Source organism: Legionella genomosp. 1 (assembly GCF_900640215.1).
Lineage (GTDB): Bacteria > Pseudomonadota > Gammaproteobacteria > Legionellales > Legionellaceae > Legionella_C > Legionella_C quinlivanii_A.
On the sequence record NZ_CAAAJH010000001.1, the window covers coordinates 149,476 to 173,716 of the forward strand.

Below are 24,241 nucleotides of genomic sequence, written 5' to 3' on the forward strand. Positions count from 1 at the left end.
TCGTTTCGCAGGGAGACTCAATCTATTCTGATAATCTTAACAAGAAGTTGTGAATTATGAAAAGTTCAGAAATTAGACAAGCATTTTTTGATTATTTTATCGACAATGGCCATCAATTTGTGGAGTCAAGCCCGCTGATTCCCGGAAATGACCCTACCTTATTATTTACCAATGCCGGGATGGTTCAGTTTAAAGAAACCTTTTTAGGAATTGAGCCGCGAGCCTACAGCCGTGCAGTAAGCGCCCAACGTTGTGTGCGCGCCGGTGGGAAGCATAATGATTTGGAAAATGTAGGATATACTGCCAGACATCATACTTTTTTTGAAATGCTGGGTAATTTTAGTTTCGGCGATTATTTCAAGCGTGAGGCGATTCGCTTTGCCTGGGGATTTCTAACAGACGTCCTGCGTTTACCGCCCGAAAAATTATGGGTTACTGTCTACGAACAGGATGATGAAGCGGCTGATATCTGGCTAAAGGAAATGAAGGTTTCTGCCGAGCGCTTTTCTCGCTGCGGCGACAAAGATAACTTCTGGTCGATGGGGGATACAGGACCCTGTGGTCCTTGCACCGAAATTTTTTATGATCATGGCCCGGAGATAGCCGGGGGACCTCCAGGGAGTCCTGATGCGGATGGTGATCGCTATATTGAGATCTGGAACCTGGTATTTATGCAGTACAATCGGGATAAGGAAGGCAAGTTGCATCCCTTACCTCAGCCTTCAGTAGATACGGGGATGGGATTGGAGCGAATTGCCGCTGTCGTGCAAGGCGTTCATAACAATTACGATATTGACAGTTTTCAACTCCTGATTCGCTCTATATTGGAAATGTCTCCCGGAATTGATCCGAAGCATCCGTCTTTGCGAGTGATTGCAGATCATATCCGCGCCTGTGCGTTTTTAATAGCCGATGGCGTCTCTCCCAGTAATGAAGGACGAGGCTATGTGCTAAGGCGCATTATCCGGCGAGCTATTCGGCATGGTAATAAATTAGGTTTGCCATCGCCTTTCTTCAGCCGTCTTGTTGAGCCCTTAGGCCACGTAATGGGCGATGCCTATCCGGAACTATTGGAAGCAAGGCTGCAGATTGAGCGGATTCTGACGCAGGAAGAAAATCAGTTTATTCGTACTCTGGAACAAGGTTTAAGGCTTTTACAGGAGCAAATTCAAACTTTGGATTCTGCAATAATTCCAGGCGAAATCGTGTTTAAACTCTATGATACCTACGGGTTTCCCCTCGATTTAACTCAGGATATCGCTCGCGAGCAAAATTTAACGGTTGATCTTGATGGGTTTAACCAGTGCATGCAGCAACAGCGTGAGTTATCGCAATCAGCCAGTCAATTTTCCGCTGATTATTCTTCAGCCTGCCAGGTTGAGGAAACAAGCCATTTTCATGGTTATGAGATGGATAGCATGTCGAGTGCCATTACCGTTTTATTAATGGATAATAAACGAGTCAATCAGCTGGCACAGGGTGAGAGGGGAGCCATTATTCTTGAGCATACCCCGTTCTATGCTGAAAGCGGCGGACAGGTTGGTGATAAAGGGCAGTTAGTTACCAGTCATGGGGTTTTTCAGGTTGAGGATACCCAGCGTACTGGCCAGGCCATAGTTCATTATGGCGAAGTGCTGGAAGGTGAAATTAAACTGGGACAAACAGCTGCCGCCCAGATTGATGCCAGACGCCGCGCAGCCATTCGACTTAATCATACAGCGACTCACTTGTTGCATGCCGCATTAAAACAACTAATCGGGCCTCATGTACAACAGAAAGGCTCCCTGGTTGATGCAGAACGCGCGCGCTTTGACTTCTCTCATTTTGAGGCATTAAGTTCTCAGCAACTGCGTGCACTGGAAGAACTGGTAAATGATCGTATCCGTGCGAATGAAGAAGTACTGACTCGCATAATGAATCTGGAAGAGGCTAAAAAAAGCGGGGCTGTCGCCCTGTTTGGTGAAAAATACAGTGATGAAGTAAGAGTATTATCTGTAGGGGATTTCTCTATGGAGCTTTGCGGTGGTACGCACGCAGAGCGTACAGGTGATATTGGTGTATTTAAAATAGTGGCTGAATATGGGATTGCCAGTGGTGTCCGGCGGATTGAAATGGTAACTGGCGCTTACGCACTGGATTGGATAAACCAACAGCTTGCTCTGCTGGATGAAATGGCTGCGAAATTAAAGACAAGTGCCGGCACTGCGGCTGAAAAATTAAGTCAGTTCCTGAACGATTTTAAACTGCAGGAAAAAGAGCTGAGTCGAATGCAGACTAAACTGGCAGCCAAGTCAGGAGGCGATTTGCAGAAAGAAATGCAGACTATCGCGGACACTGCGGTGCTGATCAAGCAATTGAATGGAGCAGATAATCAATCAATGCGGACAACACTCGATCAACTGAAATCATCAAATGAACGAGCGATTATTGTATTGTACACCGTTGATAATGCGAAAATAAATGTCATTGCCGGGATTACAAAATCATTAGTCGGTCAGGCGCCTTCTGCAGCCGTTCTGGTGAAAATGCTCTGTGGTAAAGGCGGCGGCCGCGAGGATATGGCACAGGGCGGCGGCCCTGCTCCTGACGATTTGGATAGCCGTCTCGCAGAGATAGCCGTTTTGCTGGAGGACTGGGGAAAATCCAGAGTAAGTGATCCAAATACATAAAATATAAATGAGTAGCAAATTGCATCAGATTAAGCTTCGCGATGCAATTTGCCTTAAAAGATTTATTGCGGCTGGAAATAATCATAAGGATTTGATGATGAGCTTCTTAAGTGAATTTAAACAGTTTGCCATGCGCGGTAATGTGGTCGATCTGGCAGTGGCAGTGATCATTGGTGCTGCGTTTGGCAAGATTGTTTCCTCCCTGGTGGACGGTATTGTGATGCCTTTAATCGGCTTGCTTCTGGGGGGTGTTAACATTACTGCCAAATCTTTTAAAATCGGTGCTGCTGTAGTTAAATGGGGTGCTTTTTTACAAACCATTATCGATTTTACAATCATTGCTTTTGCCATTTTTGTGGCGGTTAAATTCATCAATTTATTGCAGGAAAAAAAAGAGGCAGAACCTGAGAAAATCAGTAACGAAGAAAAGTTATTAGTCGAGATTAGAGATCTTCTGCAAGCCAATTTGCATAAACAATAGAATTTTAACCTTTATCTGGCAATGCCTGGACATTTTTCTGCTAAGCTAAAAAAAACAATCCAGCGGATAATACTTATGGAATATCGCAATCCCGAAGCGGCTGATTTCGAGAAAATGGTCGAACTGCAAAATGAGAATCTGGCTGTTAATCTGGCTTCTGATTTGCAGGATGGATTCCTGTCAGCAGGATTTACAGCTGAACAGTTTAAGGAAATGGATGCTGATTTAGGCATTATTGTGGGGATTGAGGATAAAGCGGTTTGTGCCTATCAGTGTGCCAGCACTCTGAATTATAATAAAAATGTTCCGTTAGTGCAGGCAATGATTGATCAATTCAATCGTTTGAAATATCAGGGAAAATCTCTTGCCGATTATCAGACTTGTGTGTACGGACCTGTTTGTATTGCCAAAACGCATCGAGGCAAAAATGTCATGTCCGGATTATTTGAACACATGAGCCAGTATTTAAAACAAGCGCATCCCGAGATAGACATGCTGACTGTTCTGGTTTCTAAAAGTAATCCTCGCTCAGTGAATGCACATAAAAAACTGGGAATGGAAGTGATCGGTGATTTTCAATTTAATGGCAGCGAATTTGTCATTTTAGTCTATCCAGCTCATTAATCCAGTTATTAAGCAGCGATATAAAAATTTTTTTTCTTCAGAATTTTATTCCCGAATCTGAGCTATATTAAAATTATCAAGGACTGTATTGAGATGCCATGCCTCCTTTATCGCCGATCTCTGAGTTCATAAAATCCCCAGAAATGAATCCTGTTCCCAGTTCTTTTCCTAAAACATTAGCAATGGAAGCACTTCAATACGTTAAATCACTGCCAACCCATGCTCCAGAGAGTGAGGAAGCGAAATTAAGCGAGGAGCAGATAGAGACAATTCTAAATGGCAACGGATCGACTCTGGATAAAATAAAGGCCTCTTATATTGCAATGAAGCAAACAGGCGCTTGCAACAGCAAGCATCAGGCGCTTTGCGCTTTTCAGTTTATTCTAAACCGATTAATCACTAGCCGCGTAGCTGATATTAACAAGACTATGCCTCTGGAATTGCTGTCATTACTCAAGCATTTTATCGTGATAATTAATGATGAGGTGATCTGCGATCCAGCCCTGGAAGCCTGCTATCTGGCCAGTGACTTACCCACACTGATTTCCAGAGATCATAAAGCCGATTGGGGTATGTTTCATGATCCCAGTACTTATTTTAAAATAGAAAAGAACTGGCTCTGCTATTCCTGCCTTAATCCCAATAACACATCGAGTCTTGATCGAGCCTCAATGGAAAGTATTTATAATTTATTCCCGCAGGTTTATTCCGATTCTCCGCTGACTAAATCAGTTCCTCAAAAAGCGGAAGATGCACCCGATATTGTGGTTCCCAAGCGCTGAGCTTGTTAACAAACTCTCGGAATTTCAGTATATTATATGTTTTGTTATCAGGGAAAATAGCTTTGACCTTCCGCGAGCGATTGTCGGCATTTCAATACTGGCCTCATGTCATCACCATCAGCCTAATCGTCCTGGCTGTCGCGGGTTATCGTTATTTTGCCTATTATGATACACGCTCAAACGATGCCTACGTCTCGGCTAATGTTATCAATATGGCTGCTTTGGTTTCAGGCCCGATCAGCGAAATTTATGTTGTAGAAAATCAGCAGGTAAAAAAAGGAGACAAGCTGATTACTATCGACCCCAGGCCCTATCTGTATGCATTAAATAAAGCCAAGGCTCAATATAATATGGCCAAAATCAGATACGCGAATGAAAAACTGGGTATCCAGGTTGCAGAAGAAGAATTACGGCAAAGCAAATCCATGCTTGCTCTCAGTCAGGATCATTTAAGTCGTTATCAAAAACTGCAAAAGCAGGGCGATTTGGCTGAAATACAGCTGATTAATACGGAGGCGAAGATAAGCGAACAGCAGGCTATTGTGCTGGCTGCCATGCAGAAACTCAGGATTGCCCAGCAAAATTTTGATAATAGTGAAATCAAAGCCGCACTGGCTGAAGTGCACAAAGCGCAATACCTTTATGATCACACCACGATCGTTGCGCCTACTGATGGTTATATTACCAATTTCAATTTGCGCCAAGGGCAATACATTCATACCGGTGAAGGCTTATTTGCGCTGGTTGACACCAGTTACTGGTGGATTGTAACCCGTTACCGCGAAACAGCAATCCGCCTGATTAAACCAGGTGACAAGGCAAAAATTTATCTTGATATGTATCCTGGAAAGACCTTTCACGGCCATGTGGAGAGTATCGGCTGGGGAATTAATCGCGTACAGTCAGGACAAGTGGCTCCATCCACACTCGCATATCTGGAAGCGACCGAAGACTGGATTAAAATTGCCCAACGTTTTCCAGTACGTATCGTTATCGATGACGTGAGTAAAGAGTATCCTTTACGTATTGGCGCCAGTGCGACAACGATCACCTATCCGGAGAAGAAGTGATCCCTCCCTTCCTTCTGAAAACCCTTGAAAACCGTGCGGCAATAAGGACTGCAATATCGACTCTGATTGCTATTTTAATTGCTTTTGCCCTGCATCTGGATAAGCCTTACTGGGCAGGCATGACTGTTGTAATTCTCGCCAATGTGTATACTGGAAATATTATCGATAAAGCGATTATGCGAATCGCCGGCACTATAATTGGGGCATGGCTTGGTTATTTCATGTCAGGTTTTATTGCGAACAGTTTTTTTCTCTATTTGCTGGCTGGATTTTTTCTCATCGCCATTGCCGTTTATTATTATAATCTGAGTCGCTATGCCTATGCTTTTCTGTTGCTGGCGATCAGTGCTTTTATAGTTATTTCCGAACTGGCCTTTTCTCCGGGAGAAGCGTTTCAGGTGGCCATCTGGCGTCCGGCCGAAATTGGGTTGGGCGTACTAGTATCCGCGATCGCTGCTTTTTTTCTTTTCCCAAACACTATCCAGGATGCAATGAATAAAAGTGTGAATACTATTTTCACCAGTATGGATAGTCTCATTGCAGAAATTGCTTCAGCACTGCAGGATCAGAATATGGATATGGTTTCGGGAATCCAGAAAAATAATCTGCTTGTCAAAAAGAAATTGCGTCAAGGCATGGAAATGCTTGGTTTTATGCGCCGCGAGATTGGTTTTGAGCGGATAAAGCTGGATCAATACCGTTTATTGCTGGAGTCGTTCCAATCGTTTATTCGGATGAACAGTTATTATGTGAGAAACCATTTTTTTATTACCCCTGAAAATGTCGTTTTTGCTGATCAACTGACTTTGGAAAGAATTTTTGAGGCTATACGAAATGATTTAAAAAAGATAAAAACTATTCTTGGTGATCAAAAAAATCCAGAGGCCAAATCTGCCTTGCAGACCACAGCGCTCGTCAACAATTACAGGAAAACGATTGGCCGGTTAACGTCCCTGCATCCTGAGCAATCTCAAAACTATCTTGCAATTGCCCATTATTTCAGACAGCTAAATACCATGCTGGATAATATCCAGTCTGTTCTGCTTGGGAAAGAAAAAAAGGGGAAAATAAAGCCGAATTTTATTTCTCATCAGGAGCAGTTAAAGAACGATCCGGATGTCATTTTGCATTCGATTAAAGCAGGATTATCTGCAACTCTGGCCTTGATCTTCTGGTTAATCAGCAATTGGCCAGGCGGTTTAAATGGTATTATCAGCAGTATTGTTATATCAGTGCGTAAAAGCCTGTTTGAAATGAAAAGTGTCAGTCTGCATCGGGTATTAGGTTGCCTGTTAGGCGGCGGACTTGCTTTAGGCAGTTTAGCTTATTTTTCGTTTAATCTTTATAATTTTATTATTTTGATTCTTGCGGGGGTGTGGGCATTCAGTTATTTTTCATTCAAATGGCCTGCTGATGCTTACATCGGATTACAGGCCAATCTGGCTTTGGTAATTACCATCGCCCAGGAAGGCGGGCCGCCGACCAGTTTAACGCCGCCACTAGAGCGCCTTGGCGGAATTTTTATAGGGATTGCTGCCAGCTTTTTAGTCGCAAATGTGCTTTGGCGTACCGACCTCTGGCATATTCTGCTCAGGCAAATTGCCAAATTGAAGCGCCACTTGATTCATAATTGCATGCAGATACTGATGTCTGAATATAAGATGAGACGCCCTTTTGATCTGGTGAATCAATTTTGGTTAACAAGAGGTGTGCTTGAAAACTTGGAGGTTGAAGGTCAGACCAACGAGAAAAAGCTGCCTCAGTTGCAGGCTATTCATGATGAATACGATAAATTAGTGATGATGCAGGCCACGTTGAGCCATATTCAGGAAACAGTAAACCAACAGGAAGCCATCTCGACTGCCAGTCAATTAAACGTTGATCTAAAGCAACTTACAGAGGCAGTGGGGAGTCTTTATGAAGGAGCGAATTCGTCTAAAGTCTCAGAAACGCAGACTCAATTAAAATTAGTCATGCAGAAATTAGTTGAGCAGGGGGAGGCATTTTCTACCGATGAATTAGAGAACTGTGAAGTTTACTTACAAGCCCTCTATCAATTAACAGTAATCAATTTGGGCATACTGGGAATTAGTGAGTCAGTAAATTTTTGGTCTTTTAAGAAGCTTGTTAAAAATTGATCAAAGGGTTCAAGTGATACTGCTGAAGCCAAAGACATCCTGGGCCAAGAAGAAGTTTATGCAGAGCCAGCATAATTTTGCCATAATTTAGAAGGATTCCTTTAATTAAAGGCTGCTATGGATAAGCAAAATGGCTGTTACATTGGTACCTCAGGCTGGAGTTATGAAGGCTGGATTGGCAATTTTTATCCTGACAAAATCAAATCACCTGATGTCTTGCCTTACTACACTAAAATCTTCGATTCAGTGGAACTCAATAATAGTTTTTATCAGCTTCCTAAAGAGAATAATGTAAAAAAATGGGTGGAGCAAACGCCAGAGGAGTTCGTCTTTTCCTGCAAGGCGAATCGTTATATTACCCATATGAAAAAGCTGGAAGATGCCGAAGAAAGTGTTGATCGCTTATTAACTGCGTTTCGTTATTTTGAACATAAACTGGGGCCCATTCTTTTTCAATTTCCGCCCTATTGGCATATTGATATACCTCGACTTAAGAAATTTATTGATTATTTGCCAAAAGATTTACGTTATACCTTTGAATTCCGCTCAAAAAGCTGGTTTTGTGACTCCCTTTATGAACTCTTGGCGTCTCAGCGTATGAGCCTTTGTTTTTATGATCATAAACAATATCAAACTCCGAGTATCGTAACCGGTGATTTTATTTATATTCGTATGCACGGACCGGAGATAACCCCTTATACTGGTGCTTACTCAGAAGACGCAATCCAGGGATGTGCCAGGAAAATACTGGAATGGCAAAAGGAAAATAAGCCTGTCTATTGTTATTTTGATAATGATGAAAAAGCATGTGCTCCTCAGGATGCTAAAAGGCTAAGAGCGGCAATTAAAGCGCAGAAGGGCATCTAGAACAGGTGCTCAATCCAGGGTTGAAATCCTACTATTCATTGGTAATTTTTTGAGTCAGCAAATATTTTAAAAGGATGCCGGTATTGTCCTGTCCTTTCAAAATGACTTTCTCATAAAATTCAATAATAATGTTAGCGATTTGAGGTTTATCCAGAGCATCGTAAGGTTTGGTAAATGTCTCTTCTATTGCTGCTTCACCATATTTAGCTGCTAATTGCGCAAAAATTTCTCTCAGATTCACTTGCGCGGCAACAATTTCCTCCTGAGTGATTGGAGGGGAGGGATTTCTTATTGCAGATTCGATGATATTGAGTTTGGCGATTGTAATCGTATCACCGCAAACTTCAGTGCCTTTTTCCAGGTTATCAAAATTGATACGATTGGGAAAAAAACTGGCAAATTCCATATCGATAACCAGCGGCGGATTTGTTTTATATAGACTATGGTAACAATTCAATGTCGTTACCGTATACTCATAGATAGACAGATTACTTGCCCTTCCGATGTATTTTGATAGCTGGGAGTTGATGAATTCACCCGTATACACTGCAACTACTTTCTGGCCTTTTGAATGCCGAATGGCATGCTGAGCCTCATCCATGTAGGCACGAAATTCCGTAGGCGATTGCTGTTCAATCAGGCTCATTACCGGATAAGTCTGTCTCATGTAATTTTCAAATTCAGAGGCTCGGTAATAAGGAATTCCATAAACAAAAAGGGCGGCTATCAGAAGGGAAATAGTTAGAATGGCTACCCACAAAGCGACACTGTTTGAAGGCCTTTTAATGGCGAAAATACAAAGGAATACCATCAAAAGGGCAGCGACAAAAGCAACAATAATATATATCCAAAGCACGTTGCTTATCCTTGAGGTTGAGACACTTAATTATAGTATATTCTGCCTGATAAAATTCTCTGGCTTGTATCCTCTTAGCTTGTCAACCCTTTTTGAAGCGGTTACTCATAGGAGTCAAGTGCTCTCATCACCGCAGGACGCTCAGCAATCTGACGATACCAGCGAATTAGTGCTGGGAATTGTGTTTCATCAATATGTGCCTGATAAAATTCTTCATAACAATAAAGCCAGGGCCATATTGCCATATCAGCGATGGTATACTCGTTTCCGCTAATAAAGGGATTGCTGGCCAGCTGCTTTTCCATAACGCCCATCAATCGTAATACTTCATTGGCATAGCGCTCTTGCGCATAAAGGACTTGCTCTGGAGCATAGCGGTGGAAATGACCGTATTGCCCAAACATGGGACCAATGTGGGCTGCCTGAAAATAGCACCACTGCATGACCTGAAATTTGGCTTTGAGATGAGTTGGTAAAAATCGTTCATTTTTTTCAGCCAGATATTGAAGAATAGCAACGCTTTCAAAAAGAAAAAAATCCTGTTCACTATCATAGATGACGGGAATTTTATTATTCGGCGAAATGATCAAAAATTCCGGTTTGAACTGTTCACCGCTCATAATATCAATCATTTTAACAGAGTAGGGCACTTCCAGCTCTTCAAGCATAATGGTTGGTTTTATGCCGTTTGGCGTACGGGCTGAATATAAAGTATACATGTTAAATTCCTTTCCTTTTGAATAATAGGACTAAATATCTGCTGGTCAATCAGCTTTCCAGATCACTGGAAATAAAGGATGGCACATAGGCGCCCCGGCTGCCAGGTCTTCCGTCAGCCCAGGAAAATCAGGTGAAGTAATCCAGGGACGTGGGGCATGGATAATGTCATCCCCTAAAAAGCGAAGAGAGAATGCTCTGCGTCTTTGCCCAGTGTCAGCACCTCGTGAGGAATGCAGACTTAGCATATGAAAGCAAATCACATCGCCAGGCTGCATAGACCAGGATTTAATCTCGTAATGCTGTGGATTCTGCTCAATATCAGGCAGCTCACCAAGCGATCCCTCAGGAAACCATTTGGCCTGCTTATCCATAAATGAACGGGGCATTAGCCAGGGCCCGCGGTGTGAATGCGATACAAAACGCAAGGCAGCATGCTGGCTGACAGGGTCAACCGGAATCCACATGCTGCAATTCTGTAAGCCTTCGATATTATAATAAGGCTGATCCTGATGCCAGGGTGTTGACTGACGCGTAGCCGCTTCTTTAACCAGTAAGTGATCATGATACAAGCGTATGTGGCGGCTATCAGTTAATTTAGCGGCTATCTCCCCCAAATGGGAATTAAAAATAAGTTCCTGGTAAAAGGGATTGGTTTGCCAGGTGCAGAAATCCTCAACAAAGCAGCCTGGATCATCCGGGCGGCTGGCTACTTTGGCGCGATGGCTCAATTGCTGCAAATTATGTTCAATACCTTCAGTCAGGAGAGCTATCTGCCTTGGATTTAATAATTGCCGGATACAGACTACCCCTTCTTCCTGATAATCCCTGATGAGTCTTTCTTCATCCTGATTCCAAAACACGAGCGTCTCCTTGCCTGCACTGCTATGAAGCTACGAAAATTTTGTCATTCCCGCGAATGCGGGAATCCATACCTCAGTTGGCATTATAGCGAGCACAGAGATGGATCCCCGCCTTCGCGGGGAGGACAGTATATTTAACATACAATAGAGCATAACTTAATGGCAGTACTATTTGCCGGTTAATCAACTGAAATGTATCACACTGCATGCGGCTGAATCCAGCCCATACTAAAGGCGAGCAAAAGAAAGAGAAACAGCGCGAGTGACAAGCCTATTCGCCAGCTTAAGGCTTTGACTGTGCGATTAGTTGAACCTTTATCCTTAATCAGAAAAATCAAACCGCTTCCCAGTGCGAATAGAATAATTAGCATCACAATTAGGATGATTGCTTTGGTGAACATTTGGTATAATCTCCTCAGTGCTTTTTCATGATTCCAAAAATGCTGAGTGTAACTTGTTTTAATCATCGTTTCACGTCCGGCGGACGTATCCTTGTACTGGCTGTATTGGCTATTATCCTGCTTATCACTTTGGGGTTCTGGCAGCTGCATCGCGCAGAAGAAAAACAGTTGATCCTTACTGCCGAAGCCAGAGAGACTCAATTGCCTCCCGTTGAATGGGTTGCCGGAATGCCCTATCCCAAGCAGTATCAATCGATTAAGGTAAAAGGCCGGTATTTGTCATCCGTTTTTCTTCTGGATAATCAGTTTTTCGAGCACCAGCCGGGATATAATGTGCTTTCCCCCTATTTGCTTGCTGACGGTCATTTGCTATTAATTGACAGAGGCTGGATCGCAGGTGATCGCAGCCATATTCCGGTATTGCCTCCTCTGCAGTCAGCACCTCATTTAAGCGGTCGAGCCTATTTTCCTTCCACTAAATCATGGGTTTTAGGACAGGAAGCTGAAATAAAAAGCGATAGTATTACCATAGTTGAACGCATTGACGTGAAATTAATCAGTAATCTTTTGCATAAATCCGTCTATCCGTTTATTATTCGCCTCAATAAAGATGACGTTAATGGTTTTACCCGTGAGTGGCCCACTGTTACAATGTCGCCGCAACGTCACTATGCCTATGCCTTGCAATGGTTTGCCCTGGCTTTTATTGCCCTGGTGGTTTTTATTGGCTCGAATTTGAAAAAAATCAATGACTAATACTGTTAAATCGAAAAATCTGGTCCTGTATCTTTTAGCGCTTCTGTTCATCGCTCCTGGTGTTGCGGCCTATCTTTTTTTTACTCATCCGCAATGGCTCCGCGCGCAGGCGATTAATAAGGGCAATTTGCTAGTGCCTGCTGTTTCTGTGGAGCTTGCTAATCCAAAAAATAAATGGCAGCTGGTATTCTGGAATCCCGGCGTTTGTGAACAAGCCTGTTTGTCACAGCTCGATAAATTAGGACGTATTCGTTTAGCGCTTGGAAGGCATTTATATGAAGTGGAAGAGGTGCTTATCCTTCCTCCTGGTGTCAAATTATCTCCAGAGGTTGCTCAGCTATTGCAGGAGCAGGATATGCATTATCAAAACCTGTCAGCCAGCAAGCTTCCGTCGTCAGCACAGGTGTATATTGCCAATCCTGACAAATTCCTGATTTTATCCTATTCACCAGCCGCCAAGCCGGCAGATATTTATAAAGATTTAAAACATTTATTAAATGCGGGTAAACAGAGTGCTTGATACTATTTATACAAACTGGATGCGCTGGGCTTTGAGTATTGCTGTCATATTGTCCTTGCTGGTCGTGATGCTGGGCGCTTATACCCGCCTGACTAATGCAGGCCTTGGCTGCCCCGACTGGCCAGGATGTTATGGACACATGGTTCTACCGTCAGATACCAAGGCGTTGGGCAAAGCACAAAAGACCTACCCGGATAATCCTATCGAATCCCGTAAAGCCTGGACGGAGATGGCGCACCGCTATGCAGCGGGTACGCTGGCCCTGTTAATCTTTGCTGTAGGAGGAGTTTCGGTATTTCGGACATTGAAAGAACGGAGACCTTTTGCCCGTTTGCCTTTTCTACTCATGCTGCTTGTCTTGTTTCAGGCCGCGTTAGGTATGTGGACAGTGACGCTTAAGTTACTACCTGTGGTGGTGATGGCCCATTTACTGGGAGGTATATTAATTTTTTCCTGTCTTGTTCGTCTTCGTTTGCAGATGACAGCCAGAAGAGAGGCTTCAAAACCTTCATGGGGTTTCTGGATTGCCCTGGGGGCATTCATCGTATTTTTCCAGATCGCTCTGGGCGGTTGGGTAAGTGCCAACTATGCAGGGATTGCCTGTATTGGTTTTCCACAGTGTAATGGCGAATGGTTACCGGCTATAAAGCTTTCCCAGGGGTTTAATCTGTTTTCACCCGTTGGCGAAAATTATCAGGGCGGCCTTCTCGATAGCGAAGTCAGAGCATCTATTCAAGGGATTCATCGCCTGGGCGCTTTGATTACCACTCTTTATTTATTGGGTCTTTCTGGACTTATATTGCTGAGATCTGCGAGCAAATCCTTGCGTGGAATGGCGGTTTTTGTGCTCATCCTGCTTGGTGTTCAGCTATGCCTTGGTATTATCAATGTCTTGTATCTGCTTCCATTATGGTCAGCAGTTGCCCACAATGGGATGGCTGCCATGCTATTGGCCAGCCTGTTTACCATGTTTTATTTCTCTCGGGAGGAGCGCTGTGATGCAAAATGAGGCCTGCCTGACGTCAGCATCCTGGCGAGATTATCTGGAGCTTTGCAAGCCGCGGGTGGTGTTGTTAATGCTGTTAACCGTTATGGTGGGCATGTATCTGGCAGCGCCGGGTTGGATACCCTTATCTACCTTGTGCATTACACTCGTAGGAGTCGGCTGTGCCGCCAGTAGTGCCGCAGCAATCAACCATCTGGTTGATAAACGTATTGACGCCTTAATGGCAAGAACCAAAAAACGTCCGGTGGCTCGGGGCCGCATTTCGATTAAACAGGCGATTAGTTTTGCCTTGTTTTTGGGTGTTACAGGTCTGACCTTGCTTTCTCTATGGATCAATACGCTTACTGCAGTGCTAACCTTTGTGACGCTTATTGGTTATGCCGGAATTTACACTGGTTATCTGAAACGGGCTACTCCGCAAAATATTGTGATCGGCGGCCTTGCGGGTGCATCACCCCCTTTACTGGGATGGACGGCAATTACCAATCACCTTGATCCCAATGCCCTTTTGCTGGTATTAATTATTTTTACCTGGACTCCGCCTCATTTCTGGGCGCTGGCTATTTATCGATTTGAAGATTATCGTCATGCAGAAATCCCAATGCTGCCGGTAACCCATGGTATTGCTTTTACCAAGCTCAATATTGTTCTGTATACTATTCTGCTGCTGGTGGTCACCATGCTTCCAGTCCTTGTAGGGATGAGCGGTTTAATTTATCTGGCTGGTGCGGTGATTTTGGGACTTCGATTTTTACACTGGACCTGGCGCTTGTATCGAAGTGATGAGCCGGTTATTGCCTTGCGTACCTTTCGATTCTCTATTGTGTATTTAATGTTACTGTTTGTCTTTTTGTTAATTGACCATTACGTGTAAGAGGAAAAAATGGCAAATCAAAATAAAAAAATTACCCTGACGGTCACGGTGCTTTTAGCTATAGCAGCCATGTTTACCGGTTTGTTCGTCGCGCAACATATGCATTGGAATAAAGAAATTGACCCTTCGCAATTTCATGGCACCTTATTACAGAAACCTCGTGATATCGAACAATTCAGTCTGACAGGGGTTGATGAGAAATCCTTTGATAATAAGAGTCTGCAGGGACAATGGACAATGATATTTTTTGGTTTTACTAACTGCGGATACGTTTGTCCCACTACGATGGCTGAGTTGGCTAAAATGTACAGTATCCTTGAAGAACAGCGGGTGAAGCCTTTACCGCATGTTGTTATGATTTCTGTAGATCCGGAAAGAGATGATCTTGAAAAACTGAAAAATTATGTGATCGCTTTCAATCCTCATTTTTATGGCGCAAGAGGGGAGCAGGCGACTGTGAAAAAGATGGCAATGGAAATGGGTATTGCCTATGAGAAAAAGATCTCAACAAATTCAGAGAACTATGATGTACAGCACAGCGGTGCTGTCATGCTATTCAATCCCCAGGGGGAATTGAGTGCATTTTTCACCACTCCTCATCGAGCTGATTTACTGGCAAAAGATTATCAGCTTCTGGTTGGTTAAAAATTTTAGGGTGTTGCTTAACTACTCGTTTTCCTGTCATATCTGAAATAGATTGTATACTCTGTGAAGCCTGAGCCTGTATGCTTATCAGGCATCCAGCTCTCTATGGCATTGTCTTTGAGAGATGGAGTACCGGAACACAATAATTTCGTATGAATAACGAGCCAACAAGCCCTTACTTGTCGTCTATACTTTTCTCATGAGACAAAGCAGACTCAGTCCTGTGACTGGCTCAGAGAATAAATAGATTTTTGGATACAATAAAAACAATTGGGAATAATTATCTTCATGAAAATTGCGATCTTGGCGACCAATCCCCATTTATATTCTCACCAACGATTAAAGGAAGCCGGTGAAGCTGCTGGACATGAAGTCAATATTATCAATCCACTGTACTGCTATATGAATGTTGCGGCTTCAAGCCCTAAAGTGCATTATCGCGGCGGTGAGCCCTTGCCCAAGTATGACGCGGTGATCCCACGTATTGGTGCGTCAATTACTTACTACGGCACTGCAGTCTTGCGGCATATGGAAACTATGGGGATGTATACCTTAAACGAATCGATAGCGATTTCTCGCTCCCGGGACAAATTCCGCTCCCTGCAGATATTGGCTCGAAAAGGGATCCCGATGCCATTGACCAGTTTTGCACAGTCACCGGATGATACAGAAGATTTAATTCGTATGGTCGGAGGAGCTCCCCTGGTCATTAAATTACTTGAGGGAACACAGGGCAAAGGCGTTATTCTAGCAGACAGCCATCAATCAGCAGTTAGCATTATTAATGCATTTAAGGAAATGTCGGCCAATATTCTGGTGCAGGAATTTATTCAGGAATCCAAAGGAACGGACATCCGGTGCTTTGTCATAGGGGATAAAGTCGTTGCCGCAGTTAAACGACAGGCAAAAGAGGGTGAGTTTCGCGCCAATGTTCACCAGGGGGGTAAAGCGCAAAAAGTTGCCTTATCCCCACAGGAGCGAGCCATTGCGATAGGAGCGGCAAAAGCGATGGGTCTCAAAGTAGCCGGTGTCGATTTAATCCGTTCGAACCATGGACCGCTGGTGCTCGAAATCAACTCTTCCCCAGGATTGGAGGGAGTTGAAAAGGCGACCCATATTAATATCGCGGGAAAGATCATTCAGTACATAGAAAAAAATGCCAGACCCAAAGGCTTAAATCAACGCTTTCAGGGATAGGTGGCCTTCCTTTCCTTATACTGCGGCTTGACCGCAGTATAACAATCTTAAAAAAAAACAATTAAATGTGTTTATTATAAATAAACAATGATGTAAAATTGAGCAAATTGTTTTTGCTTACAGGTCTCAAAATGCCTTGGAAAAAATTAGGTGGAGGTAGTTTTAATACCACTTATGTGAATGTCGAGAAAGGAGAGGTCTTGAAAATTCAAAAAAAGTGCTATGAGACAGACCTCCCAGAACGTTCAGTAAGGCTGTGGAATGAAATAAACTCTCATATCAAACCCCCCGCCCGTGTTGTTCGTACCGAACAGTATGGCCCTGGATGGATTTGTCCTTACATTAAAGGCAGACAATCTACCGATGAGGAAATGGTTGGCGCTTTAATTGATATTTTTTCACGAACTGGCCGTATTGTCATTGACGCGGCTGGACGCAAGAATTTTGTGACAACGAAAAGCGGTCATGTCGTTTGTGTGGATGTAGGGCTTTGTCTGGAGCTTGAGAAAAGGCATGAAGTTCGCCTGGGAAATAAAACAAGACGAAGCAGTATAGCAAGCCAGAACTATTGGGGGGATGCGGAGGTTCTTCATGACAATTGGTTTCGGATAAATAGTTGGGTCTTTCCACAAACAATAGAAACAGTCAAAGCCTTATTGTTTATCAAGAACAATCGGCCTGACATTTTTGACGCCGGATTTTTAAAAAACAAACCCAATTTAATAAAGGCATTGGCTGCCGGCTATGATGCTCAACGCAATGTGGGCGTTAACTCACGGGTTGAACTGGCGGCGGAGATAATCGATTATCGAGCCAGCATCTCTACTCATCCCTCCCGGCGTTTGCCTGCAGTTTCTTTAAAAACCAAAGACAGATTGTCCGAAGCAGTTAATAAAGCGAAAAATATTTTATTAGTTGAAAGAGAATTAAGTCTCGATAATCTTAAAGAAAGCTGCATCAGAGAGTTAACCCGTTATCTGCTTTCGAGAGGTTCCTTAAAAGAGGGTGAGTTTTCGGCGTCTCTGATTACTCGTTTCTTTAGAAATTCCGAGCTGACGGCAACAAAAGCTGAATATACCAGGCTGCTCATGCATAGCATTAATAATGCAGAGTCGGTTGAGGAAATAAAGGCGCTTGCAGGCAAGGCTTTCGATAATCAATTATTAAGTTCTTCAGCGCATAGCGTCAGCCTCGCTGTACGTCTGGCGAAATGTTCTGCTATGTGTGAGGTGGTGGAAGAGCAATCTGCTGGTCTGCAGAGACGGGCGAGTTTCTAATCTCTGCAAACAGGTTAGGAGGCCCGGGTTTCTCTCTTTCGGTTATCACTTTTACCGATGAGCCAATCCGGGTTAACCTCCAGTTCATCGGCTAAACGATCCAGTATTTTAGCTGTGGGAATGACTATTCCGTTTAAAAAAGCCTCTGCCTGATATCTGGGAATTTTCAAGAGCTTAGAAAATACTTCAATCCGCTCATCGTCTCTAAGAGGAACCCCGATACCATCCAGTTCTTTATTCAGGCGTTCAGCAAATCGTCTATTGCTCATTCCCTGCTCCTAAACAGTATTGTATAGATTCTTCTATAGCATAAAAAACCACTTTTGCAATATTCTGGTGTATGATTAAAATGTGAATGGAATAAGACTCTTAGTTCTCATTATTTGGAGCATATCGTGGAATCCTTAATTACATTGGGTTTACTGGTTATTTTTGCAGTTGCTTTTGTTCTTTCTGGTGTGAAAGTGGTTCCTCAATCAGAAGAGTGGACTGTGGAGCGGTTTGGACGCTACACCCACACTCTGTCACCAGGGTTGGGATTAATTGTTCCATTTATTGATCGGGTTACCTATAAAGTAAATATGAGGGAACGAGTCCTTGAGATTCCTCCGCAGGAAATCATTTCGTCTGATAATGCGATGGTGACTATCGACGCAGTCTGTTTTTTTCAGGTGGTGGATACGGCAAAATCCGCTTATCAGGTCGATAATCTGGAACATGCCATCCGCAATTTAACCATGACCAATATACGTACCGTTCTGGGATCTCTGGAATTGGACGGTATGCTTAGCCATCGGGATGAAATCAATAGCCGGCTAATGCATGTGGTTGATCAGGCAACTACTCCCTGGGGGGTAAAGGTGACCCGAATTGAAATTCGTGATATTCGACCGCCCCAGGATCTGGTGGATGCAATGGCGAATCAAATGAAAGCCGAGCGTGAAAAAAGGGCTTCAATTCTCGCTGCCGAAGGGGATAGACAAGCAGAAATACTGCGCGCTGAAGGGGATAAACAGGGGCAGATTTTGCGGGCAGAAGCGGCTCGTCAGGAAGCATTCCTGGAGGCTGAGGCGCGTGAACGCACCGCGCAGGCTGATGCTAATGCGACGCGTATGGTGTCTGAAGCGATAGCGCAAGGTGATATCAATGCGATTAATTATTTTATCGCCGAGAAATATGTCGATGCGCTTAAATCGATAGGAAATGCTCAAAACAGTAAGATGGTATTATTACCCGTTGAAGCAACTGGAATAATCGGAGCGCTTGGCGGAATCAGCGAATTGATGAATAACGTTAAGACTAAATCGAATTAGTGAGATGATAATGAGCTGGTTAGTATATTGGCATTGGTTCGCATTGGCCCTGATCTTAATGATTGCTGAAACCTTGGGGGCTGCAGGATTACTGGTTGCACTTGGAATGGCTGCTGCGTTAACTGGGATCCTCGCGTTAGCAGCCGGCTTATACTGGCAATGGCAACTGATTTGGTTCTCCCTGTTCTGCGTTTTATTCGCCATAGGATGGTGGAGAGTGCTTAAATATCGCTCACAGGTTTCACCGCCGCCACTGATTAATCGCCCCTTGGACGCACTAATAGGGCGAACCGCTATTCTGAGTCAGGCTATTGAAAATGGTCGAGGTAAAATCTATTTAAATGACGCCTACTGGTTTGTAACCGGGCCTGAGTTAGCCGCAGGAGCTCGCGTTAAAATCATTGCTGTTCAGGATAATACGGTTTTACTGGTAGAACCACTTTAACTAAGTGCGCAGCTGCTAGCGATGATTCAGACGTTTGAGCCGTTCGGGCTGAGGATATCCCTCAACTCGAATCGGTTCAGGAGCAACGCTTTTTAAATGATGTATTCGCGTTAATCCAGATATTTAAAGCGGTACATGGTAATAAAAGGCGGTAAGCTATATCAGCCTAAGCCAATTCTTCAACTGGTTCACTTAATGCAATGACATTAGACGCATGCAGACCACGCTCGCCTTTTTCCAAATCGTAAGAAACCTGTTGCCCGGGAGCCAGAGTTTTGTACCCTGAACCATGAATGGCAGAAAAATGTACAAAAATATCTTCGCCACCACCTTCAGGCATAATAAATCCCCATCCTTTGGCATTATTAAACCATTTAACTTCGCCTGTAGCCATAAATCCTCCTTAAACTGGCAGCTGCATATCGATTTATACAACATAACCAATAGCGTAATTGCCTTCGTCCTTAAATGACAATTGTGAAAACCCATAAATAATATAGGTACTTTTCAACATAACTCAAAATTCATGCTTGTCAAATATTTTTTATGAAAAAATTTATTATTTTCCTGACATTATAAGGAGTCTGCTCTAAAAAAAATAACTGTTTTAAAAAAATGCTCATATTCAGCAAGCCTGGATTAACTTTTAATACACCATCCTTTAGAATGCATAAACTAACCAAAAATAGCTTGAACTATGTTTTCAATCGACGAGCGCATACTAAATTCCAGTGTATTTGTTTGTGAGAGCCGTTTATCTACCGTACTGGTAAAAAATGACAGCCGTTTCCCCTGGCTTCTTTTAGTGCCAAGAGTGGAGGGCGTACAGGAAATCACTCAGTTATCTCCAAAGCAACAACTCGTCCTTATCGAGGAGATCGATTTGTTTTCCCGCGTTTTACAGGCGTCTCGCGAACCGGATAAATTAAACATCGGTGCTCTGGGGAATATAGTTAGCCAGTTGCATATTCATATTGTTGCGCGATTTAAAACCGATATTGCCTGGCCTCATAGCGTGTGGCAGCCGCTGGTGGATAGTTGCTCCTATGAGCCGCAAACCCTGGAAATTTTTATCGGGCGAATAAAAGAACAGATTGCCTGTCTCTCCAAACCCGCCGATTTACTCTCATTTCCTAAATAAAAACAAGTTTTACTCAATGGTATATACTGAGATTAAGAACTATATTTTTTTAAGGAGAGGGTTTATGGCAATTGATAATTCATTCGCCAATCAACTATTAATTGCCATGCCTTCGTTAACGGATCCTAACTTTCAGCATGCCGTGATTTATGTGTGCGAACATAATGAACACGGTACAGTCGGATTAATTATTAACCGTCCCATGCAATACCCGCTTGGGCTCGTTTTTGAACAAATGAATATTCACCCTCTTCGCAATGAGCAAAACTATCAGCCTTTGTTATATGGAGGCCCTGTGCAGCCGGAAAGAGGTTTTGTAATCCATCGGCCAACCGGCGGCTGGCGTTCCAGTTTATCCCTGCGTGATGATGTGACCGTGACTACCTCCAATGATATTATCCGCGCAATCGCTGATGATACTGGTCCCAAAGATGCTTTAATTACTCTGGGATATACGGGATGGGGTGAGCATCAGCTTGAACAGGAAGTGATAACTAATGTATGGCTGGTATGTCCTTATAAGGCCGAAATTATGTATGAAGTTCCTTTTTCTCAACGATGGGAGTATGCCGGTAAGATTCTGGGCATCAACATGAGTCAACTCACTTCTGACGCTGGTCATGCCTGATAAATCCCGGGTATAATTTATAAGACAGCACTATTTGGATTTTTTTATGCCCAGCGGTATTTATTTGGGATTTGACTTTGGTTTAAAGCGCATTGGATTGGCGGTAGGACAAAAAATAACTCTGACAGCCCGGCCCCTGACAACCTTCAGTGCAGAAGCGGGGATCCCTGACTGGCGTCTGGTCGAGAAATCGATAAAAGAATGGAAACCAGAAGCCCTGATTGTCGGTTTGCCCACCTGTATCGATAACAGTGAACAGTACACCACCACCTTAGCCCGCGAATTTGCGGATCAATTGTCCAATCGTTTTTCCCTGCCGGTTCATCTGGTAGATGAACGATTATCAACCGTAGAAGCCAGAGCAGAGTTGTTTGCGCAGGGCGGATACCGTAAACTAAAGAGCAGCCCTATTGACAGTTTTGCTGCCTGTGTGATTCTTGAACAATGGTTGCAATATCCGGATAACTAATATGAATCATTTTCTCAATATCGATCAGTTAAACTCGGCTGAGATCCATCGTTTGCTGAAGCGTGCCAAGGCATTCAAAGAGAATAAAATCCCTTACCCTGCGTATTCTGAACAGCGCCTGGCCAATTTATTTTATGAAAACAGCACTCGAACAAGAGTCAGTTTTGAAGTGGCTGCTGCTAATTTATCCATGCAGGTAATCAACCTTGATTTGGATCGCTCCTCAGAAAACAAAGGGGAAGTGATTGAGGACACCATAAGAAATCTTGCGGCAATGGGGATTAATTTTTTTACCATTCGTCACAGCCAGAATTTTTTGCCTCAGGAATTATCGCAGATATTAGATAAAGGCGTTCATTTAATTAATGCTGGCGATGGCACGAATGAGCATCCTACTCAGGCAATGCTGGATTTAATGACTATCCTTGAACATAAACCTGATCTGCAATCACTGAAAATCGCTTTAATCGGAAATCTGCGGCATTCGCGGGTAGCGAATTCCCTGCAGAAGTTATTTGCTCTCGTGGGGGTTAAAGAACTTCATTTAATAGCACCAGAGCTATGGCAACCGCAGACGCTGCATTTTGGTCAGGCTACAGAATCGCTGCGGGAGGGATTAAGCAATGCGGATGTGGTGATATGTCTTCGCGTACAGCGTGAACGATTGCTGGATAATGAAAACCTCGATCTGAGCACATTTCGCCGTTATTTTGCCCTGACCCCTGAGCATGTTAAATGGGCAAAACCTGACGCCATTGTGATGCATCCCGGGCCGGTGAATCGTGGTGTTGAGATTGACAGCGACATCGTAGATGGACCGCAATCAGTCATTTTGCAGCAAGTACGAAATGGCGTGTTTATGCGCATGGCGGTGCTTGACGCGGTAATGAACTCCAAATAAGTGAATGGCAGGCCCGGCTTTTCGCCAGCCTGCAGTTTGTTCTAAAGGGAACATTATTTTGGAGCCTGCAGCATTTGTCTGAACGACAATGCCTGTTTCAATGAACTGTTATCCACCCGGCTTTTATTCTTCATATCAGCAATGGTGCGTGCTACTTTCAGTAGGCGATGATAGGCACGTGCCGATAAATTAAGCCTTGATAATACTTCAGATAAAAAATGCTGCTCTTCCTGCTGCAGTTCGCAGTATACTTCGCATTCTTTGGCGCTCAAGTGCGCATTGAGACAACCCTGTCTTGCCAATTGCAGTTCTCGACAGCTTTGCACCTCATTTCTCAGATATTCACTTTGTTTTGATTCGTTATTGACAGGACTAAGCAATTCCTCTTTGGACAGTGGCTGTACAGTAATTTGCATGTCAATTCGGTCCAGAAAGGGGGCGGATAATTTGCCAAGATAGCGATGAATTCGTTCCGGGCTGCACAGGCAATTGGCTGTTGGATTACCCCATTGCCCGCAGGGGCATGGATTCATTGCTGCGATCAATTGAAATCTGGCAGGATATTCCGTTTGAACAGCGGCTCTGGAAATATGAATAACGCCTGATTCAAGAGGTTCACGCAGAGTTTCCAGCACGTGCCTGCTGAATTCGGGCAGCTCGTCTAAAAATAATATACCATTATGCGCCAGGGAAATTTCCCCCGGCTTGGGAGGATTGCTGCCGCCGACCAGTGCCACCGTCGATGCGGTATGGTGAGGTGAGCGGAAAGGGGGAGAGCGCCAGCTTTGATAATCGATCGCTTTTTTGCTGATGGAATGTATAGCAATGCATTCAAATGCCTGTTCATCACCGAGTTCTGGAACCAGGGTATGGAATCGTTTTGCCAACATGGTTTTGCCGCTGCCTGGAGAGCCGCATAATAATACACTATGACCTCCTGCTGCGGCGATGAACATGGCTTGTTTGGCATGTTCCTGTCCCTTGATATCCGACCAGTCCATGGCAGGGCTGATAGCCGTAGGGCGGGGTGGCGGCAGATTTTGAAGCGGGGTATCCAGGCTTAAATAACTGCAGATTTCTCTCAGGCTGTTAGATGCCAATACGCCCTCATAACTAATTAGTGACGCCTCTTCTGCATTATCCGCCGGTATAATAATCAATCGATTATCACGACGGCTGGATAAAATAACAGGAATGATAGCATTAATGCCCCGTAAGCCTCCATCCAGTGCCAGTTCACCGATAAACTCATGATTGGACAGTTTGGCGGGTGGAATTTGCCCTGAAGCCGCCAGAATACCTATGGCAATGGGTAAGTCAAAACCACTGCCTGATTTCGGAAGTTCTGCAGGGGCCAGATTCACTGTGATTTTACGACATGGGAATTCAAATTGACTATTTACGATGGCGCTTCTTACCCGATCTTTACTCTCCTTCACTGCAGTTTCTGGCAGGCCTACTATAGTAAAATTGGGCAGGCCATAGGCCAGATGGACTTCGACAGAAACAGGCTTGGCATAAATACCAATAGCACTGCGTGTTTTGCTAAGTGCGAGATTCATTTTTATTCCTTTAGGTAGACTTGTAGCAAATCAAAAAAC

27 protein-coding genes are annotated in these 24,241 nt (G+C 43.8%); 20 read left to right on the forward strand and 7 right to left on the reverse strand.

Features of this window, described 5'->3' with window-relative positions; all coding sequences use genetic code 11:
* The first annotated feature begins 56 nt into the window (after positions 1-56).
* From alaS to E1O89_RS00660, 7 genes are all read left to right on the forward strand, one after another.
* Entirely contained in the window at positions 57-2,669 is a 2,613-nt protein-coding gene (alaS, locus tag E1O89_RS00630) for an alanine--tRNA ligase (protein WP_133138484.1), read from the forward strand.
* A gap of 97 nt (positions 2,670-2,766) precedes the next feature.
* The gene (gene mscL / locus E1O89_RS00635) at positions 2,767-3,150 is read left to right on the forward strand and encodes a large-conductance mechanosensitive channel protein MscL (RefSeq protein WP_133138739.1); all 384 of its coding nucleotides are present in this window, start codon (positions 2,767-2,769) and stop codon (positions 3,148-3,150) included.
* Positions 3,151-3,225: 75 nt separating this feature from the next.
* Positions 3,226-3,774 carry a GNAT family N-acetyltransferase gene (locus tag E1O89_RS00640; protein ID WP_165483022.1) on the forward strand — a complete coding sequence of 183 codons (549 nt, stop codon included), beginning with the start codon at positions 3,226-3,228 and terminating at the stop codon, positions 3,772-3,774.
* A 98-nt stretch (positions 3,775-3,872) separates the two neighbouring features.
* Entirely contained in the window at positions 3,873-4,556 is a 684-nt protein-coding gene (locus E1O89_RS00645) for a hypothetical protein (RefSeq protein ID WP_133138486.1), read from the forward strand.
* A gap of 62 nt (positions 4,557-4,618) precedes the next feature.
* Positions 4,619-5,626 (forward strand): HlyD family secretion protein, encoded by a 1,008-nt coding sequence (locus E1O89_RS00650; protein WP_262337355.1) that lies wholly within the window; start codon positions 4,619-4,621, stop codon positions 5,624-5,626.
* Complete coding sequence (locus E1O89_RS00655) at positions 5,623-7,764, forward strand: FUSC family protein (protein ID WP_133138487.1); 2,142 nt, start codon at positions 5,623-5,625, stop codon at positions 7,762-7,764. Before E1O89_RS00650 ends, E1O89_RS00655 begins: the two co-directional genes overlap by 4 nt.
* A 117-nt stretch (positions 7,765-7,881) precedes the next feature.
* Positions 7,882-8,631, forward strand: a complete 750-nt coding sequence (locus tag E1O89_RS00660) for a DUF72 domain-containing protein (RefSeq protein ID WP_133138488.1) — start codon at positions 7,882-7,884, stop codon at positions 8,629-8,631.
* A 31-nt stretch (positions 8,632-8,662) separates the two neighbouring features.
* Here E1O89_RS00660 and E1O89_RS00665 read toward each other — a convergent pair whose 3' ends face one another.
* The 4 genes from E1O89_RS00665 to E1O89_RS00680 all read right to left on the reverse strand — a co-directional run bounded on the left by E1O89_RS00665 (position 8,663) and on the right by E1O89_RS00680 (position 11,468).
* Complete coding sequence (locus E1O89_RS00665; protein ID WP_133138489.1) at positions 8,663-9,487, reverse strand: hypothetical protein; 825 nt, start codon at positions 9,485-9,487, stop codon at positions 8,663-8,665.
* A 101-nt stretch (positions 9,488-9,588) separates the two neighbouring features.
* The gene (locus tag E1O89_RS00670) at positions 9,589-10,206 is read right to left on the reverse strand and encodes a glutathione S-transferase C-terminal domain-containing protein (RefSeq protein ID WP_112219846.1); all 618 of its coding nucleotides are present in this window, start codon (positions 10,204-10,206) and stop codon (positions 9,589-9,591) included.
* Between the two features lie 45 nt (positions 10,207-10,251).
* Complete coding sequence (locus E1O89_RS00675; protein ID WP_133138490.1) at positions 10,252-11,067, reverse strand: phytanoyl-CoA dioxygenase family protein; 816 nt, start codon at positions 11,065-11,067, stop codon at positions 10,252-10,254.
* 197 nt (positions 11,068-11,264) lie between these two features.
* Positions 11,265-11,468 (reverse strand): twin transmembrane helix small protein, encoded by a 204-nt coding sequence (locus E1O89_RS00680; protein ID WP_112219847.1) that lies wholly within the window; start codon positions 11,466-11,468, stop codon positions 11,265-11,267.
* A gap of 39 nt (positions 11,469-11,507) precedes the next feature.
* Between E1O89_RS00680 and E1O89_RS00685 the strand changes: the two genes are divergently transcribed.
* From E1O89_RS00685 to E1O89_RS00715, 7 genes are all read left to right on the forward strand, one after another.
* Positions 11,508-12,224 (forward strand): SURF1 family protein, encoded by a 717-nt coding sequence (locus E1O89_RS00685; RefSeq protein WP_133138491.1) that lies wholly within the window; start codon positions 11,508-11,510, stop codon positions 12,222-12,224.
* Positions 12,217-12,744, forward strand: coding sequence for a hypothetical protein (locus E1O89_RS00690; protein ID WP_133138492.1), 528 nt, complete (start codon positions 12,217-12,219; stop codon positions 12,742-12,744). The genes E1O89_RS00685 and E1O89_RS00690 overlap by 8 nt, the downstream gene beginning before the upstream one ends.
* A 4-nt stretch (positions 12,745-12,748) precedes the next feature.
* The gene (locus E1O89_RS00695; protein WP_187347024.1) at positions 12,749-13,753 is read left to right on the forward strand and encodes a COX15/CtaA family protein; all 1,005 of its coding nucleotides are present in this window, start codon (positions 12,749-12,751) and stop codon (positions 13,751-13,753) included.
* Complete coding sequence (cyoE, locus tag E1O89_RS00700) at positions 13,743-14,624, forward strand: heme o synthase (protein ID WP_133138494.1); 882 nt, start codon at positions 13,743-13,745, stop codon at positions 14,622-14,624. Before E1O89_RS00695 ends, cyoE begins: the two co-directional genes overlap by 11 nt.
* A gap of 9 nt (positions 14,625-14,633) precedes the next feature.
* Positions 14,634-15,269, forward strand: a complete 636-nt coding sequence (locus tag E1O89_RS00705; protein WP_133138495.1) for an SCO family protein — start codon at positions 14,634-14,636, stop codon at positions 15,267-15,269.
* Positions 15,270-15,557: 288 nt separating this feature from the next.
* The gene (gene rimK, locus E1O89_RS00710) at positions 15,558-16,466 is read left to right on the forward strand and encodes a 30S ribosomal protein S6--L-glutamate ligase (protein WP_133138496.1); all 909 of its coding nucleotides are present in this window, start codon (positions 15,558-15,560) and stop codon (positions 16,464-16,466) included.
* 131 nt (positions 16,467-16,597) lie between these two features.
* Positions 16,598-17,743, forward strand: coding sequence for a hypothetical protein (locus E1O89_RS00715; RefSeq protein WP_133138497.1), 1,146 nt, complete (start codon positions 16,598-16,600; stop codon positions 17,741-17,743).
* A 14-nt stretch (positions 17,744-17,757) separates the two neighbouring features.
* Here the strand turns inward: E1O89_RS00715 and E1O89_RS00720 are convergent, their stop codons facing one another.
* On the reverse strand, positions 17,758-18,012 hold the full coding sequence (locus E1O89_RS00720) for a hypothetical protein (protein ID WP_112219853.1): 255 nt from the start codon (positions 18,010-18,012) through the stop codon (positions 17,758-17,760).
* Positions 18,013-18,138: 126 nt separating this feature from the next.
* On the opposite strand from E1O89_RS00720, the gene E1O89_RS00725 reads away from it, so the two are divergent.
* Both E1O89_RS00725 and E1O89_RS00730 read left to right on the forward strand, forming a co-directional pair.
* Positions 18,139-19,056, forward strand: a complete 918-nt coding sequence (locus E1O89_RS00725; protein WP_172458273.1) for an SPFH domain-containing protein — start codon at positions 18,139-18,141, stop codon at positions 19,054-19,056.
* Between the two features lie 10 nt (positions 19,057-19,066).
* Positions 19,067-19,501, forward strand: coding sequence for an NfeD family protein (locus E1O89_RS00730; protein ID WP_165483023.1), 435 nt, complete (start codon positions 19,067-19,069; stop codon positions 19,499-19,501).
* Positions 19,502-19,667: 166 nt separating this feature from the next.
* Here the strand turns inward: E1O89_RS00730 and E1O89_RS00735 are convergent, their stop codons facing one another.
* On the reverse strand, positions 19,668-19,895 hold the full coding sequence (locus tag E1O89_RS00735; protein ID WP_133138499.1) for a cold-shock protein: 228 nt from the start codon (positions 19,893-19,895) through the stop codon (positions 19,668-19,670).
* A gap of 303 nt (positions 19,896-20,198) precedes the next feature.
* On the opposite strand from E1O89_RS00735, the gene E1O89_RS00740 reads away from it, so the two are divergent.
* From E1O89_RS00740 to E1O89_RS00755, 4 genes are all read left to right on the forward strand, one after another.
* Positions 20,199-20,642 carry an HIT domain-containing protein gene (locus E1O89_RS00740; protein WP_133138500.1) on the forward strand — a complete coding sequence of 148 codons (444 nt, stop codon included), beginning with the start codon at positions 20,199-20,201 and terminating at the stop codon, positions 20,640-20,642.
* Positions 20,643-20,706: 64 nt separating this feature from the next.
* Positions 20,707-21,270 (forward strand): YqgE/AlgH family protein, encoded by a 564-nt coding sequence (locus tag E1O89_RS00745; protein WP_058508943.1) that lies wholly within the window; start codon positions 20,707-20,709, stop codon positions 21,268-21,270.
* Between the two features lie 46 nt (positions 21,271-21,316).
* Positions 21,317-21,739 carry a Holliday junction resolvase RuvX gene (gene ruvX / locus E1O89_RS00750; protein ID WP_133138501.1) on the forward strand — a complete coding sequence of 141 codons (423 nt, stop codon included), beginning with the start codon at positions 21,317-21,319 and terminating at the stop codon, positions 21,737-21,739.
* 1 nt (position 21,740) lies between these two features.
* The gene (locus E1O89_RS00755) at positions 21,741-22,640 is read left to right on the forward strand and encodes an aspartate carbamoyltransferase catalytic subunit (RefSeq protein ID WP_133138502.1); all 900 of its coding nucleotides are present in this window, start codon (positions 21,741-21,743) and stop codon (positions 22,638-22,640) included.
* A 53-nt stretch (positions 22,641-22,693) separates the two neighbouring features.
* On the opposite strand, the gene E1O89_RS00760 is transcribed toward E1O89_RS00755, so the two are convergent.
* Positions 22,694-24,202, reverse strand: a complete 1,509-nt coding sequence (locus tag E1O89_RS00760; RefSeq protein WP_133138503.1) for a YifB family Mg chelatase-like AAA ATPase — start codon at positions 24,200-24,202, stop codon at positions 22,694-22,696.
* Positions 24,203-24,241: the final 39 nt, after the last annotated feature.